Origin of the sequence: Bdellovibrio bacteriovorus (assembly GCF_048286975.1) — a bacterium.
In the GTDB taxonomy this organism is placed as follows: Bacteria; Bdellovibrionota; Bdellovibrionia; order Bdellovibrionales; family Bdellovibrionaceae; genus Bdellovibrio; species Bdellovibrio bacteriovorus_H.
This window is the reverse complement of sequence record NZ_JBLVRT010000001.1, coordinates 421,884-437,720: the sequence shown is the minus strand read 5'-3', so window position 1 is coordinate 437,720 and position 15,837 is coordinate 421,884. Positions and strand designations below refer to the sequence as shown.

Genomic DNA, 15,837 nt, shown 5'->3' with positions numbered 1-15,837 from the left:
TTAAAATGCAGGCGACTGGTAAAATCAAGATCACTCCTCATTCTCCGATGTTCCAGTGGTGGGACTTCATTCCTCATTACACACTGAAGGATTTTTGGAACAAGGCGACTTTGGAGCTGGATCTGTCGGAAGTGAAGGCGATTTACAAGCGCGGGCCCGCGTATTTGATGGCTTGCCAGCGAGATGGCGTGGATTATCTGATTTATATGGGCTCTGTGCCCGAGATGCTGGGTCACATCCCGGTTACGGATGTTGGGCCCTTTGAAGTGGTCAAAGTCATCCGCAAGTTCCCGTCAAAATGGAAAAAGGCCTTCCCCAAGCTGTTGGGTCTGGCCTTTGTCACGATCATCCTTTTAAAGATGTTCTTTTCTTTCCGAAACTAGAAGCAGGCGGCCTTAAACGGGCCGCTTATAGTTTCAGGCTTTTCAGAATCAATTCTGCCTGTTTTAGATTTTCAGGTGCCACATAGATTCGGTCGATGATACGAGCGCCTTCATAGCGCTGGAAGATCTCCGTCGTCTGATTGATCGGGGATGGCTGCGCCCAGCGGTCATACTGGTCCACCACGTAAATTTGCAAAGCACGCTCTTCCGGGGAAGCCGTGTGATACTTCGACAGACGCGCCTTGGAACTGGTGCGGATCACTTCAATGCCGTCAGCTTCCAGGGCCTTTTTGATCGCTTCCGGGCTTTCCGATTCCGCCGTGTTGTGCTGCTCGATCAGAACCTTGAACGGTTTTCTTTGCGCGATTCTTTGCGCCCACGGGTTGTTGGCGCCGGAAAGATGTTCGTGCAGGCGATAGTCGTTGTATTTGGTATACTCGTTGATATCCCCCGGCAGCACGAATGTGCAATCCGGTGAAGTCAGATAACGGTTCAGCATTTCCTCATAGATGATGCTCTTGTGATGGCAATACACCATCAAGTGCATATGGTGACGGGAAATCAGGAAGTCATCGAAGGAATAAAGCGCCCGGCGGTTCAGGCCCAGATACATTTTGTTTTCACGACGGTGGAAGGTCATGTTCTGAATCAACCAGGACAGATCGATTTTTCCGTAGTTTGTGCCGCAGAAATAACTGTCACGCTCAAGGTAATCCATGCGGTCCACATCCAGCTCACTGGACACCAGCTGGCTTAGGATCGGGCGGAAGTCGACGCCATTGTCGACAAAGAAATCATCCGGGCAGTGCAGGGCCTTGTCGATCAGGCACGCCACGTGGATCGGCTGAATGTCAGGGAAGTTCGTGCGCAGGGTTTCGGAGATCGCAGAATCCGTGACGTATTTAATTGTATAGTCTTCGTGATTGGCGCGACGGTTGTGATTCATCACCGTGTGCGCCTCTTCGCCGTATTGTTCTTGTTCTTTGTATAGCTGAATCTTCAGCTCGGACAAATGCGGCATCACTTGCTCTGTGGTGTGGCTTAAAGGCCCGTGGCCAACGTCGTGAAGCAAAGCCCCCAGGCGCAGCACCTGACGGAAGCGCGTTTTGACTGAGGGTTTTGAGAAGGGATAAACGCGGAAAATCGCATCGAACGTTTCACCGGCAAGATGGCCCACACCGACAGAGTGAATGTAGCGGTTGTGAGTCGCACCCGGGAAGCTGAACTCGGCATAACCCAGTTGTTTGATCGCTCTTAGGCGCTGATATTCTGCCGTATCAAGCACGGCGACTTCCTGTTCAGAGTAGTAAATAGAGCCGTGAACGGGATCGCGAATTTCCATGGGGTCTCCTAGCAGTGAATCTCAATTAGCTGTCATTCATGGGGACTGTCAAACAGCTTCATCTATAGATAAAGGAGGTCTTTGCACTTGCCTAGATATGCCTGTTTGATACAGGACCAAGGGCTAGATACAGGGTTTTTGCCTCTACAGGCTGCGGCGAAAGGGTTTGAAAAAACTTCATTGATAATAGCTATTTAGCTTTGATTTCGGGTGGTGGGGCGAGGGTGCTTGATACAAGCCCTCGGTCCAGAAATGTAAAAAAATGAGACGTATCACTTTAGGAATTTCTGGGGACTCCGATGAGTAAGGTAAGCAAATGAACCACCCAAGGGCACCAAACAGGTGCACTGAGTTTCAAGGATCGAAACTCAGCAAATCTTCAAGGAGGAGGAAACATGGGTCTCAGAATTAATACGAACAGTGCTTCGTTGAATGCTCAGAGAGTTCTCTGGGGGACGAAGATCGGTCTGGATAAGAGCATGGAAAAGCTCGCTTCCGGTTTCCGCATCAACAGAGCTGGTGATGATGCCGCCGGCCTAGCGATCTCTGAGAATTTGAAAGCTCAGATTCGCGGTCTAAAACAAGCATCCCGAAACGCTCAAGACGGTATCTCTCTGGTCCAGGTGGCCGAGGGTTCCATGAACGAGATCTCTTCGATCTTGATCCGTCTGAGAGAATTGTCCGTACAAGCAGCTTCCGATACTATCGGTCCTGTAGAAAGACAGTTCCTGAACGTGGAATACGATCAGCTGGTTTCCGAGATCGACCGTATCTCCGAAGGTACAGAGTTCAACGGAACTCAGTTGCTGGCGGGTGTAGGTTCCATCCTGGACTTCCAAGTTGGTACCAGAAATAATCCTGAAATCGACCGTATCTCTTTCGACGCTTCCAAAGCCGATGCAAACTCTGCCGCTTTGGGTGTGAACCTGACCTCAGTTTCTGACAAAGCTTCTGCACAGAACGCTTTGGCGGCGATTGACCAGGCGATCGTGAGTGTCTCCGCGATGCGCGCAGACTTCGGTGCGATTCAGAATCGTCTTCAATCTACAGTTTCAAACATTCAAGTGTCTGTAGAGAACATGTCAGCCGCAAACTCTCGTATCAGAGATGTGGATGTAGCTGAAGAGACATCTGAAATGACCAAGAACAACATCTTGTTGCAAGCCGGTACTTCCGTCCTAGCACAAGCGAATTCCCAAGCTAACGTAGCACTTGGACTCTTGAACAAGTCATTCCAGGGTTAATCCTGGAGTGACCTAGGTTCCCGATCTTGACTGATCAAGATCACCCTCAAGTGTAACGACCCGAGCTCTGTAAAACGAGCTGACAATTTGATCTGTTTCCTGCGACGAGGCCGTCTTTCACGGCGGCCTCATTTTTTCAGTCAGCCACTGACTGGCGGGGAGTGGAATACGCGTTTCTTCTGACGAAGACCCATCATGGGTGACTTTGTCCGCCACTTTTCAAAGCTGCATTTTTCTGTCGCAGCGACCGAATTTTCAAAAAGATTTTCCTCAGCAAAAAATAAAAAAGAAAAGACAAAAACTGGACTCGAGCAGTTGTATTATTTTTCCGAAAAGTAAGCAGGGAACTGTATCGCAAGTTCCGAATATTAATTTTACAGGTGCACGGATCGCGCCTTATGCCAATGGATGGCACACTTTCACGGAGGAAGAAATATGAAGCACGGAGGATAGAATGGGATTAAGAATCGGTACCAATGTGGCAGCGTTGAATGCACAAAAAAATCTGTACATGACTAACATCAACGCAAACAGATCAATGGCAAGATTGTCCTCTGGAATGAGAATCAATCAAGCTGCTGATGATGCTGCAGGTCTTGCGATCAGCGAAAACCTCAAAGGACAAATCAGAGGTTTAAGACAGGCCAACCGAAATGCCAACGACGGTATTTCCCTTGTGCAGGTCGCGGAAGGCAGCTTGAATGAAGTATCCAATATGCTCATTCGTTTGAGAGAATTGGGTGTACAGGCTTCCTCTGACACAATTGGTGACACAGAAAGAAAGTTTTTGGACGTTGAGTATCAACAGCTGAAATCCGAGATCCAGCGTATTACTGAATCCACGGTCTTCAACGGTTACGAACTGCTCAACGGTACTGGTGGGATGATTGACATCCAGGTCGGCGTAAACAACGACGCTTTCCGTGACCGTATCAGCTTCAATGCTGGCGCGGCCAACGCCTCCATCGATGCCCTGGGATTGACGGCAGAGAATGTGGGGACCAAGGAAAGTGCTCAATTGAGCCTGGGTACTATCGATTCCGCTTTGACATCGGTGAACGCGATTCGCGCGAACTTCGGTGCGCTACAAAATCGTCTGCAATCAACATCGAATAACTTGTTGATCGCTGATGAAAACTTGTCAGCCGCGAATTCCCGAATCAGAGACACTGACGTGGCGGCAGAAACCTCCGAGATGACAAGAAATAACATCTTGTTGCAGGCGGGTGTGTCAGTCCTGGGTCAGGCGAACCAGTCACAACAATTGGCTTTGAAGCTCTTGGGCTAAGGCTGAATTACAACCAAAACCAGAAAACGGCTTCCTTCGGGAGGCCGTTTTTTTTGTTCCCGTCGCTGCAAGCGATCATTTGCATTTTCAACGCGTTTTCATTTAGACATTTCCAACCCCGGCCAGAGCGAATATTGTTGAATCAAAAGCCTCTCCAAGGAACAACCAATCCTATGAAACTGCTAATGATTCTTCTGACCAGCATGGCTGTGCACGCTCAAGCGGCGTGGGACTTGAACGATGTCACTTATCTGATGCCTTTGCCCCAAACAGTGGGCGGGGATGGTCTGCTTAAACTTGAAAGTCCGGCACGTGGGGGCGCTTTGCTTCCGGTGGCCCTGGTCAATCAGCTGCCGGTTTTGGCGATTGATCGCACTCGTCCGGAAGTGAACAGCACTCTGCGTGTGATGGCTGTGCGTATTGATCCGTGTTTTCCGCTTCCGACTCCGCAATCATGCCAGCGTCAGATCCGTCTTGCGTGGCAGCCGATTGAGCTGAACCGCCGCAATGAGGTTGAAGCCGTCGATGCGGCTTTACACAGCTTTTATGTTTTGCAGGACTGGGAGTTTGCAAATCTTCTGAAAGAAATCGACGCCTGGAAATCCAAACACTCCGTGAATACCAAGTATATGCCTTTGCAGGTGCATCCAGCGTGGGCGGCGGAAAAAGATTCTTCTTCGGCACTGGCGGACTTCCAAAAAATTATTCTGAAATATGCCGGGGTTCAGAACTTCAGCCGGGTGACGGCGATGGTTTTGCGTGGCAATGGGGACATGTGGGCTTTTGCCGGGTTTGAACCGCGCAATAGCAAGCTGGAACTTTTGCCGATCCCTCGTTTGAACCGTCTGTCCCAGTCCTTTATCAATATGGCGGTGCCAGCGGATCATTTCTCTGGCGGCGGAATTTCTCCGATTCCAAAGGGAGCAGACACTTTCAACAACATCGCTGCGGAATCCATTCGCATGGGTGAAGGCACTGAAGACACCATCCGCGAGGAAGTTCGCGCCGCTTTCCGTATCGAAAATCCCAAGTTCTTCAACCCGGAAAACATGGACTGCGTCAGCTGCCACGTGGCCCAGCCAGCGATTCACTGGGTGCTGAACAAACGCCCGGAACTGCAGGTTGAAAAACTGTGGAGCCAGGAAATTTACGGCAATCCAAAATATGATCTGAAAAACACGAGTGTAGAGATCTGGAATACCCAGCAGATTCGTGCGTTGGGTTATTTCGGGAAGAACGTGGCGATCAGCCAGCGCGTGATCAATGAGTCCGCCGAAGTGGCGGACTTCATCAACAGAATTACTGCGCCAAAGTAAGAGGAATAAGGTCGACCGCGAAGCGGGCCTTGTCCTGGTACTTGTACTCGATATCACCCGGAAGCAACACAGAGTTGTTCTCCGGATCGTAAGTCCAGCCACCGTTAGCTTTGTTTGGGATCACCTGACCGCGACCGGCATTCAGCTGTTCCGGAGTTCCGTAACGAACGCGGATTTGCAAAGAACCGTCAGCCGTCGCACGTGGACGCTGAGTCAGGAAGATCTCTTTAGCCAGAGTCTTTTTGGTGATGTCAGAACCGATGCGGGCCAGATCCTCACCGAAGTTTTTGTTCACGATACCCACGATGTATTTGGATTTGATCGCGTCCGGAGCACCTTTGTCCTCGTTGGCGCGAACAATCAGCTCTTCCAGCTTCTCAGGGCCAAAGCCGGTGCAAGTGCCGTTGTTCTTAGGCGTCTTCTGAGTCATATCAAAGCACTGTTCGTTGTACTTAGGGTGAATACGCAAAGCCCAGTCTTTGTATTGATCAGAATCTGAAGCCTTCACCAAAGCACCATAGACCGCCAGTTTGTTGGCCTTGCCTTTTTTGAAGTCCAGCAGAGTGCGGGCCATTTGTTCCGGAGTGATACGGGACTGTTTGAATTCGTCCGCATCCGTCAGGAACACCACAACCAGTTGGGCGTCTTCACGGAAGAAACCTTCATTGACACCGCCACGGCCGGACTTTTCCAAAGCCGCTGTCAAAGGAGCAAAGAATTCTTCATCCTCGGGGCCACCTTGAGCGTACGGGGCCACACCCAGATCCAGCGTGGAAGCCAGAAGGTGCTTTTCTTTTTTGGTCACGAAGCGCTTGTTGTAGTTCTGGGACTTGCCGTCTTTGATATGGCGAAGTTCGCCGATGCCGTATTTATCTTTTTTGGTTGCAGAGAAACGCTCAGAGCTGTCCCACGTGGAGATCACACCGATCTGATAATCGATCATGGCGTTTTTGTTGATCCCGTTGGTGAAACGATCCAAGTTGCGCACCAGATTTTCCTGGGCGGACTTCATGGATTCAGAGTTGTCCGTCACAAATAAAATGTCCACTTGCGGATTGAAGTCCAGCTGACTTTGGCCGCCGTCTTCGGTGATCCACTTGAATTCCTGCTGAGCCGGCATTTCATACTGCGGGATCTCAACCGGTGTTTCAGGGATAGGATCCTGCTGGACCATGAGGCCCGGAGATTCAGGACTGCAGCCCGCAACCAGCATCAAAGCAGATGTGTAAATGCAAAGAGCGATGATCTGTTTCACATTTTCCTCCTGATGTTCTGCGGGCAGGATTTGGCTGCCACGTCGTACTTATCAAGTTCATCAATCCATGGACGACCGTCGTCCATGAAAACCAACTGATCTTCACCGGACTTTTTGAAATCGCCCTTGGAGTAAAGCTCCTGAGCCAGTTTCATGTCGGTGTGAATTCTTTGAATGGCTTCAACCTCAATCAGGTTCAGTTTCTGCACGATGCGGAAGTTTGCATCGGTTTCTTCCTGAGCCAGTTTTTTCAGACGGGACTTCATCTTGTCCAGGCTGTCTTGTTGAATTTTGCTGACCTGTGACTGTAAAGTCGGGTGAGTGCCGCGGTTTTGCAGAACCTCCAGAGCTTTTTCAGCCACCTTGAAACGCAGCATCTGACCCTGCAGCTCGGTGTCTTTATAGTAAAGAACCGGAAGATCCAGCAGGGATTCTGCCACGTCGGAAGCTTTAACCGGGAAGCTTGTCACCTTGGTCAAAGCTTTAGCAAAGGCCGCATTCATGCCGGTCTTGGAAAGGTTTTGAACTTCCAAAATACGGGCCTTTTGTCTTTCTTTGAAAATCTCGTGAGTTTCAAAGACGCCTTTGTAGTCACAAATACGCAGCTGAGTCAGGGAACGCAGGAAGTACGCTTCTGAGTTCACGACTTCACCAAATTGCGGGCTGACCAGAGTTTTGGTTTGCGCCAGGGCTTTTTCAGAGTCATTTTGGCGGAAGTAAGCCCAGCCTTTTTCCTCGACAGCCTGGAACCAATAATCACTGCCTTTAGGCACCTGATTGTAAAGCTTCAGGGATTCGTCAAAGTTGCCTTTGGCAAAAAGAACGCGGGCTTTTTTAATCGCGTCCTTGCTGGAGCAGTCCACGCACTTTGGCAGAGCGTCTTTTTCCAGATTTTTGAAGTCCAGCATCTTCAGAGCATCAGAGGAATTTTTGGCATCCAGGGCCGTCTCAAAAGATTTGCCCCAGTCCTTGATGGACAGCTTGTCGGCCGCGCCTGCCACAGAAGCAGAGCTGACCAAAGCCATCATCAGAATGTTTTTCAGGAACAAATTTCCGGAAATCATAAAATCCATCCAAGTCCCAAAGAACCCGTCACAGTGTCCAGAGTTCTGGAACCAGTCACTGGTTGATCTTTGTAAGTCTGGTATCTCATTTCGGCACGAGCAGAAATATTTTTAGTAATCCAGGCGCCCACACCGGCACCCGCCGTCATCAAAGCCGTTGTGCCGCTGGAAAGAGTCATCTGACCGCCACCTGCCAGCAGGTATAGGTCAAACTGAGTCACGCCCATATCAAGGAAGCTGGTTTTGCCATAGATTGGGTACCAGTTCACAACTGCCAAAGCGGCATTTTCAGGATAGTCGATATCCACAGCGTAAGCGCGGCCGCCAGCTTCGTAGTTCTTACGAGCTTGTTCGAACACACGTTTACCTTCGTCCGTCAGGTTGTTGCCGAAGTCCATATAGCGAACACCCAAAGACCAGCGCGGAGTGATGTGATAGTCCATCGCAAGGCTCAGGGACTGAGTTTTCACGTAAGAGTCACCACCGAAAGTGGAACCATAAGCCAAGCCGAACTCAACGCGGTTTCTGCGCTCAACGATACGGTCCTGCACGATGCGAGTGCGAGTCTGGGATTTGATGTTTTGAGCCATCTCTGCCAGTTCTTTGTTGCCGCCCAAGGAATCAATATCGTCAGCCAGTGTCGCTTTTTTAGCGGACGCTTTGCCTTGAGCCATTGCCGGGGAGGCCATAAATGTTGCAGCGATTACAGACAGGGAAAGCAGTTTAAGTGTTTTCATGACTATTGTGCTCCTGTGGTTGCTTGACCCACCGCTGGAGGAGGAGTTGTTGGCTCCTGGGAAGCAAAGCGGATTTTAAGCTTGGACAAAGTCTCTGGGGTGGAGAGGCTGTTCGGGCTGTAAGCTTTAAAGCTCAAGCGAACACGCAGGCCGTTGGCGTTGACCATGAATGAACCGTCTTTCGCCAATTGTGGCTGTACAGAGATATTCTTGGTGTCGAACACCAAAGAGAATTTCCATTTGGAATCACCCAGGTACTCGGGGTCTTTTTTGTTTTTGTCAGCAACAACGTGACGGGAACCATCCAGCTCCAGGAAGTCATTGCCTGTGGTGTAGCTAACACCGTCATAGCTGATAACCAGACGCGGTTTTTGCGCAGAACGACCGTCGATGCCCGGAACTTTCACTGTTACAGAGAATGGAATTTCCTGACCTTGAGCCACTTCAGCTGCAAGACCATCAACTTTCAGTTCAGAAGGAGCTTCCTGGTTTTTGAACAGGAACAAATTCACTTCACGCTCACGAACCAGGCCTTTGAGTTTGTCGGCGTTCTGCTGGCTGGAAACAGAAGTGATTTCAGCAACCAATTTCACGTTGAAGGTCTTCATGTTTTCATTGGAAGAAACCGTGTAAAGAGCCGGATTCCATTTCAAAAGATAAAGATCTTTTTCAGCCTGGGAAGCTGTCAAAGTCGCGCCTTCCGGCAGGTTTTTCGCCGTCAGGGAGATTTGCACACCCGGAACCAGAACGCGGGCATAAACTTTAAACACACCTTCTTGACCTTCGTTGAAAGTCATCTGCGCATCAGGCGTGATGACGATGAATTTCTGGTCGATGGTGGATTCTTCTTTCACCACCACAACCGGTTTTTCAACGATAACGGTGTTGGTGATTTCACGGGGTTTGTCCTGGCCGTGAGTGATCACGTCCTTGGAGTGCTTTCTCAAAGTGTCCAGATCGAAAGCCTCACCTGTGGAAGTCTTTGATTCCGGAACCGGGTTTTTATTCCAGTCACCGCAGCCAGACAGCACCAAAGTGACAGGGACAGCTAGAAGAGTGGTTTTAAGAAAGTTCATATTCTACCTCGCTTAGCGACTGCTTACGCGCATGAGTTCGAATGGATAAAGAACATCTACATTTACGTTTCCAACCGGACGGGGGAACTGCCATGTTTTCATGCGTTGAAGCATGCAGTTTTCCACCATGCGGGAGCCCAAAGAGGACTGCGCCACTTTGGCTGTGGTGATGCGACCTGCAGGGCCGATCACAAAGTCCACCGCCACACGACCACCGATGGATGGCTGGGCTTGCAGACCTTTTTCATAGCAATAAACGATTTGACCTCTGTTTTTGTTGATCACGGCGATGATCTGATCGCGATCCAAACCGCCTTCAACGCTGGCTTCTTCATCCAGAGGCAGGCTCACCGCGGAAGTGCCACCGACCAACGAGATTTTGCCATTACCAGCTCGGCCACCGCCGATGCCTGCTGTCCCGTAACCGCCAGCGCTGACAGCTTTGCCGCTGCCTTCACCCGCAGAACCGGCAATCAGACCGTTGCCTGGCATATAACCTTTGATACCACCGCGACCCGCAGAACCAACGCCACCACCACCGCTGCCAACACCGGCAGAACGAATGGCTTTCATGGAGTTGTTATCAAGACCCTCGTAACCACGAGTGCCCTTTGGAGTTCCACCCAAAGCAGCCAAGGCGCCGAAACGGGAAACGTCTTTGGCTTTCGCCGTGTTGACTTTGTATGGCTTGGTTTTCAGTTTCGCCTGAGCTTTCGGGCGATAGACTTTGTTGGTTTGTTTGATTTTCTTTTGAGAGACCTGAACGTGCTGACGTGGCTCCTCTTTTTCCACCGGTTTTTCCTGTGGAAGTTCAATGGTCACCAGCATTGGTTCTTCAGTTTTAGTAAAATAAGACGCCCAGATCCAGGCGCCCATCATCAGGCTCAACACCGCGGCCAGATGAGCCAGCGAGGTCTTTTTGAGCATGACCTTAAGTTGTTCATCGTCCTGTTCATCCGCCAGCTGATAAGTCGGGCTGTTTTGAGCAGAAGCATCAGCCAAGCGCAGACGACCCAGGCCTTCAAGCGCCACACCCTGATCACCCATCTGGGAAAGGTTCACGGTCTGCAACAGACGGTATTCAATGTCGTTGGAATCAAGAGCCTGCAGGTTGGAAACAGCCTCAATGCGACGGCTGTTTTTCAGGTAAACGATGTTCAGCGATTCGGAGTCCACAGCAAAGGTGCGGACTTTTTGTCCTAACCTGTTTTCGAGAATTAACAACTTTGCAGTACTCATATTTACGTCCTAGTTTCTTTTCTCGTCTTGGTCGATTTTGTCATCGAACCGGTTTCGGCCACCCAGGAGATCTTCAAGAAGCTTGTCGTTCTCTACGGTGGCTTTCGTATTCAGTGAGCTCTGGTACTTGCCTCTCAGCGCACTGCCATCAAATTTGAACGAGGTGCCGAGTTTGGGCCTGTGGCTTTGCTCTTTTTTCACCTTATTCGATCCTGTCGCTTTTTGAGACGCCAGGGAGGGTACCGCTAGTAGACTAAGCAAAAGGGGGGCCACAACAATCAGGGATTTCATAGGCTCTTTCCTTTCTGAATTTGATTTAAACGGGCTTCCAGATACGACGGCATCAGCGGATGGCCCATTTTTGTCTCTAGGTATTTCAGGTTTTCCAAATCACGCACATTGGACGGGTTTTCAGACACGGATTTACGTGCAGACACCAGATCACGGCTAGAGAAGGAAGAAGAACCCAAAGCATCAGAAACCGCTGTTTTCATACGGCCACGGCCTGGAAGGTCTTCCAGAATCTGCATTTCACGCAGAAGCAGCTTCTGGATTTCAGGGCGCGCCATTTTGTATTCAGCAGCCAGTTGACCCAAAGCCGGGGACTGAGCCCACAGTTCATCCATCTTCTGCTTTGCCGTGCGAGCCTTCAGCAGGTACGGCTTGGAACGGCCTTTCAACAGGTCCACATACTGACGCTGTTCTGCCGGGCTCAATCCCTTTGGCATTGGCAAAGAAGCCAGGTCTTTCACCAGACGCTCATTTTCAGACGCCACGATATTCAACATAATGAGCTGAGCTGTGATGTCTTTCAGTGCCAAAGATTCTTTAAGCATGCCGTCGGCTTTCGCGGTCAGGTTCATTCGCTCCTGAATGGATTTCTGAACAGTGCGATCGTTCTTGCCATTCAACTGGTGGGAGGCAATCTTAGGATGGAAGTTAGCCACCTTGTTGTAGAAGTCCTGCTTTTGGAAGAACTGCGCCGCGGACTTGCGACGAAGCTCTTTCATTTCAAACACGGATTTCAAACCGGATTTGTCCATGGTGCGGGCGTAAACCAGCAAAGCGGTTTCGTTCAGCAGATCCGGCTTCTGTTTCAAATCTGGCGCCTGAGCTTTCAGCTCTTTCACCGGGTTGGAAGAAAGCAGAACCAGTCGGGATCTCATGATCAAAGAGCGTTCACCTTTAAGACCGGCTTTCAAAGCAGCCTTATAGTGTTTTTCCGGATTCATTTCTGCCAGATCCGCCAGTGTGCCCAGACGGAACTCGCGGTCTTTTTCAGACACTTTCGAGCCACGCACCTGAGAAGCCATGCGGTAAGCATTTTTGAAATCCAGATGTTTTTCGTAGTGAGCTGCCAGTTGTTCACGCAGTTCATCTTTTTTGGAATCAGAAACTTCGTTCATCGCAATCAAAGCCAGAACAGACTGAACATAGATGCTGTCTTCCCCGGTTTTCTGAGCCAGAACACTGGCATTGGTATAGAACAGAACCTTTTCAGCAGGTTTTGCTGTCGCCACATCCGTGTTCATCACTTTCTTCAGGGCTTTTTTCATGTCTGAAGAAGACGATTTTGGATTGTTGGCGACAGAGGCCACCTGGTTCATCAGAGCCTTGCGTGCCAGTGCTTCAAATTCTGCACGGTGTGCCGGGAAAATCTTTGCATAGTCCCAAGCCCATTTTTGCAGGGATTCTTCATCCTTCAATTGCGCCGCCGAATCCAAAGAAAGATCCGCAGCTTTCTTGCGAAGATCTGCAGAGCCTTTTTTGTCTTCTGCCAGGTCATTGAATGCAGCCGCCGCTTCTTTCAGCTGTTTTTGCTGATAGCTCAGGTAAGCCAGCTGGTAACGAACCTCGAAGGATTTTGCGTCGTTGTCGGAATACTTCAGATAGTGAACATAAGCTTCACGACGCAGATTCAAATCCTGGGATTTTTCCGCCGCGGATACTTCATTGTTCAAAGCCTCTTCACGCTCTTTGGAAGAGAACTTACGGCTTTCGCTGATGCTGCGATAGATTTGGATCGCCAGAGGATATTTCTTCATGTCCATCGCGATTTGGGAGCCACGATTGGCCATTTCGATATCAGTCGGGAAGGTCTTGTTATAGATAACGTAAGCGTTCAGCAGATCCTGATCCGGATTCAGCTTTTTCAGACGGTGAAGCTCTGTTACATAACGCTTCATTGTCTTTTGCAGTTCTTCACACTTGGATTCATCATCACAATCGGTGGTTTTGAAGGCCGCCGCCGCTTTGGCGAAGTCTTGCGTGGATTGAGTTGTTTGACCACGGTCATAGTTCACTTGTGCCATACGTACAAATGCAGACAGGCGCTCTGATTTGGTCAGATCCGGCTGTTCAAGATAGCGGTTCAGGATTTTGTGTGCGGCTTGTTTTTGCCCCAAACGGTCGGCTTCACCGGCAAAATGGAACAGCAGTTCCTTGCGGTTTTGCGGCGGAGCGAGGGTTTCAAACTGGGCAATTTCCTTGTCGTTGATGTCTTTACGGGAATAGAAAGTCGCCAGATCACGCATGATATCAGCATGGAAAACCGGGTCGTACTTGGAACCCTCTTCCGTGTCGCGGGTGATCAGGTGTTTGTTTTTAAGAAGCGTTTCCAGAATCGTGATCGCAGAGGAAAGTTTGTCCTCGTTGAAATCACACCAAGCCATGTTGTAAGTCACCAGGGCGCGGTTTTCCAGTTTGTCGTCTTTAAGAGCGATCACATAGTGATAACGGGCATCTTTGAATTTGTTCTTTTGGAACAACAGATCGCCCAAAGAGGCGTGGGAACGGGAAACAATCGCCGGATTGATTTTCTTGGCTTTGGCTTCCTTGATGATTTGTTCAAACAGACGAATCGCGTTTTCGTTCTGGCCGGCCATTTCGTACAAATGAGCCAGTTGGAACAGGATAGGACCATGTTCGTTCAGGCTGACCTGACGAAGCAGTTCCTCATAAATACCAATGGCTTTCTGACGGTCGGCTTTCGAGCCTTTGCAGCCGTCACAATTGGCTTCGACTTCCAGCATGAAGCGGTCACGCGCACGTTCAGCCAGCAAATCGGCCAGGCGCTGCTGGGTCGGAACCCAGGATGGATCTTCTTTGCCAATGGCAGATAGGACCCGCTCCATTTTCTGGATAACCAGGTCCTGCGTTCCGGCGTTCATCTTGTCAGCAAGGGCAAGACGACCATTCAGAGCACCAAGGACTACGATACTGATCAGAGTGATTCGTCTTAGATTTTTCATTTGCCCGGCACCACAGCGAATTTAAGTTTTTCGATACCGGCCAGGGATCCGGCTTTTAACAGAGGATCCAGGTCGGCGTATCTCATTTCCGTGTCTGCTTGAACCATCAGCTCAAGTTCTTTTTCCTCGGTGTTCTTTTTCAGTTCCGCCAGCTTGTTTGTGAGGTCGTTGGCGGCAACGCGCTTGTCATCAAGGAAGTAGCTCCCTTTTTCGATGCGCAGAATCGGGGTGATCTTTTCCACACCCTGGCTGTGATTGGCCGAAGGCAGAGTCATTTTATTTGGAATCTGTGTTTCCATCCCGCTGTTTTGAGTCCCGATCAGCAGATAGATCACGATGATCGAAAACGCATCGATTAAGGACGTTAGTGGCAAAGCCAGAGCCAGCTCACGACGGAACAGGCCTTTCTTTTTACCACCACTGCTCAAAGTCAGCGATTCAGTCATTGGCGAACGTTTAGGGGATGCCGCATTTTCCAATAGTGATTTTCTCATAGTTCCTACCCCAGCGGGGACAAGCCCACGCCTTCAAAGGCACTTTGTTTCAGGCGGTCCATCACGCGAATCACATCACCGTAGGAGGTGTTCGCTTCCGGGCGCACAACACTTGTTTTAAGATCCGGATACTGATCTCGCAGAGCCTTCAGCTTTCCTTCCAGCGCCTCCCAGTTCACACCCTTGGTGGATTTGGTAATGCGGGACTCAAGAACCTTGGCCTGGGGAAGATCACGCAAAGAGAGCTGAACGCCACCGTCAGCAGCCATCGTCACCCACAGTGAAGGGGGATTCTTGGCGCCGGCTGTGGAGTTGTCTCCAATAGCCTGCTTGGTATCCAGTGTCCCGATCTGGATCCACACCGCAGTCAGAAGCAAGAAGCAAATCATGACTGACAGGATGTCCAGAATGGGCAGGATGTTGATTTCGAAGTTCAACTCTTTATTGCTGCTCATACAAGAGTTCTTTCTTTCTTGTCAGAAACCGGAGCGTAGTGGAAGCCCAGTTGGATGAACAAATTCAAAGACGCTTTATTAAGATCTTCTGACAGTTTGGTCGCACGATTCTGCAACACTGCATACATGATCAGAGCAGGCACGGCGACAATCAGTCCGTAAGCAGTTGTATTCATCGCCAAAGAAATACCATTGGAAAGAATCGCCGCTTTTTCAACCGGGTTGGCATTGGCAATACCGGCGAAAGAATGAATCAGACCGGTGATAGTACCCAACAGACCCACCAGAGTGGCCACGTTGGCAAACATCGCCAGGAAGCCGATGCGTTTTTCAATGCGGGAGTTTTCTTCAAGCAGGACTTCGTCCATCTTTAACTGGATTTCCTCTTTGCCGCCCATATCAATAGCCGCCTGGATACCAGCGGAAGCAACAACTCCCAATGGCTCTTTGGCGCTCATTTGCAGGGATCTGCGCAGAGCCTTGTCCAAGTTACCGCTTTTAATGTCTTCAGCGATAGTTTTGGAAAGGTCTTTTTGGTTCACCTTGCGGTTCACAAAAAGAGCGATAGAACGTTCGGCGATAATCGCCACGGACACTACCTGGGCAGCCAAAATAGCCCACATCCAGAAAGCGTCAGAAGAAGTGAAAGCGCGACCAAGTGACAATAGGAATTCCATAAGTCCTCCGTTAAAA

The 15,837-nt window shown here is 49.9% G+C and carries 15 protein-coding genes; 4 read left to right on the top strand and 11 right to left on the bottom strand.

Going from position 1 to position 15,837, the window contains the following annotated elements; genetic code table 11:
• The first annotated feature begins 5 nt into the window (after positions 1-5).
• Positions 6-383 (top strand): hypothetical protein, encoded by a 378-nt coding sequence (locus ACNQKP_RS02145; protein WP_417862550.1) that lies wholly within the window; start codon positions 6-8, stop codon positions 381-383.
• 25 nt (positions 384-408) lie between these two features.
• Here ACNQKP_RS02145 and ACNQKP_RS02140 read toward each other — a convergent pair whose 3' ends face one another.
• Complete coding sequence (locus ACNQKP_RS02140; protein WP_417862548.1) at positions 409-1,725, bottom strand: HD domain-containing protein; 1,317 nt, start codon at positions 1,723-1,725, stop codon at positions 409-411.
• Between the two features lie 395 nt (positions 1,726-2,120).
• Between ACNQKP_RS02140 and ACNQKP_RS02135 the strand changes: the two genes are divergently transcribed.
• From ACNQKP_RS02135 to ACNQKP_RS02125, 3 genes are all read left to right on the top strand, one after another.
• A complete protein-coding gene (locus tag ACNQKP_RS02135; RefSeq protein ID WP_011162997.1) occupies positions 2,121-2,969 on the top strand; it encodes a flagellin in 849 nt (282 codons plus the stop codon).
• 454 nt (positions 2,970-3,423) lie between these two features.
• On the top strand, positions 3,424-4,257 hold the full coding sequence (locus ACNQKP_RS02130; RefSeq protein ID WP_417862545.1) for a flagellin: 834 nt from the start codon (positions 3,424-3,426) through the stop codon (positions 4,255-4,257).
• Positions 4,258-4,430: 173 nt separating this feature from the next.
• Complete coding sequence (locus ACNQKP_RS02125; protein WP_417862544.1) at positions 4,431-5,573, top strand: hypothetical protein; 1,143 nt, start codon at positions 4,431-4,433, stop codon at positions 5,571-5,573.
• On the opposite strand, the gene ACNQKP_RS02120 is transcribed toward ACNQKP_RS02125, so the two are convergent.
• From ACNQKP_RS02120 to ACNQKP_RS02075, 10 genes are read right to left on the bottom strand one after another with little or no spacing between them, the layout of a single operon-like run.
• Positions 5,557-6,828: a hypothetical protein gene (locus ACNQKP_RS02120; protein ID WP_417862543.1), complete on the bottom strand. Its 1,272-nt coding sequence runs from the start codon at positions 6,826-6,828 to the stop codon at positions 5,557-5,559. The two genes, ACNQKP_RS02125 and ACNQKP_RS02120, sit on opposite strands and share 17 nt — an antisense overlap.
• A complete protein-coding gene (locus ACNQKP_RS02115) occupies positions 6,825-7,892 on the bottom strand; it encodes a hypothetical protein (RefSeq protein WP_417862541.1) in 1,068 nt (355 codons plus the stop codon). Before ACNQKP_RS02115 ends, ACNQKP_RS02120 begins: the two co-directional genes overlap by 4 nt.
• A complete protein-coding gene (locus ACNQKP_RS02110) occupies positions 7,889-8,629 on the bottom strand; it encodes an outer membrane beta-barrel domain-containing protein (RefSeq protein WP_011163003.1) in 741 nt (246 codons plus the stop codon). The genes ACNQKP_RS02115 and ACNQKP_RS02110 overlap by 4 nt, the downstream gene beginning before the upstream one ends.
• 2 nt (positions 8,630-8,631) lie before the next feature.
• Positions 8,632-9,705, bottom strand: coding sequence for a hypothetical protein (locus tag ACNQKP_RS02105; protein ID WP_416479572.1), 1,074 nt, complete (start codon positions 9,703-9,705; stop codon positions 8,632-8,634).
• 12 nt (positions 9,706-9,717) lie between these two features.
• Positions 9,718-10,944, bottom strand: a complete 1,227-nt coding sequence (locus ACNQKP_RS02100) for a TonB family protein (RefSeq protein ID WP_417862539.1) — start codon at positions 10,942-10,944, stop codon at positions 9,718-9,720.
• Between the two features lie 9 nt (positions 10,945-10,953).
• On the bottom strand, positions 10,954-11,235 hold the full coding sequence (locus ACNQKP_RS02095) for a hypothetical protein (protein WP_041576864.1): 282 nt from the start codon (positions 11,233-11,235) through the stop codon (positions 10,954-10,956).
• Entirely contained in the window at positions 11,232-14,195 is a 2,964-nt protein-coding gene (locus tag ACNQKP_RS02090; RefSeq protein ID WP_417862537.1) for a tetratricopeptide repeat protein, read from the bottom strand. Before ACNQKP_RS02090 ends, ACNQKP_RS02095 begins: the two co-directional genes overlap by 4 nt.
• Complete coding sequence (locus ACNQKP_RS02085; protein ID WP_011163007.1) at positions 14,192-14,689, bottom strand: ExbD/TolR family protein; 498 nt, start codon at positions 14,687-14,689, stop codon at positions 14,192-14,194. Before ACNQKP_RS02085 ends, ACNQKP_RS02090 begins: the two co-directional genes overlap by 4 nt.
• A gap of 5 nt (positions 14,690-14,694) precedes the next feature.
• On the bottom strand, positions 14,695-15,144 hold the full coding sequence (locus ACNQKP_RS02080; RefSeq protein WP_011163008.1) for an ExbD/TolR family protein: 450 nt from the start codon (positions 15,142-15,144) through the stop codon (positions 14,695-14,697).
• Positions 15,141-15,821: a MotA/TolQ/ExbB proton channel family protein gene (locus ACNQKP_RS02075; RefSeq protein ID WP_038450741.1), complete on the bottom strand. Its 681-nt coding sequence runs from the start codon at positions 15,819-15,821 to the stop codon at positions 15,141-15,143. The genes ACNQKP_RS02080 and ACNQKP_RS02075 overlap by 4 nt, the downstream gene beginning before the upstream one ends.
• Between the last annotated feature and the right edge of the window lie 16 nt (positions 15,822-15,837).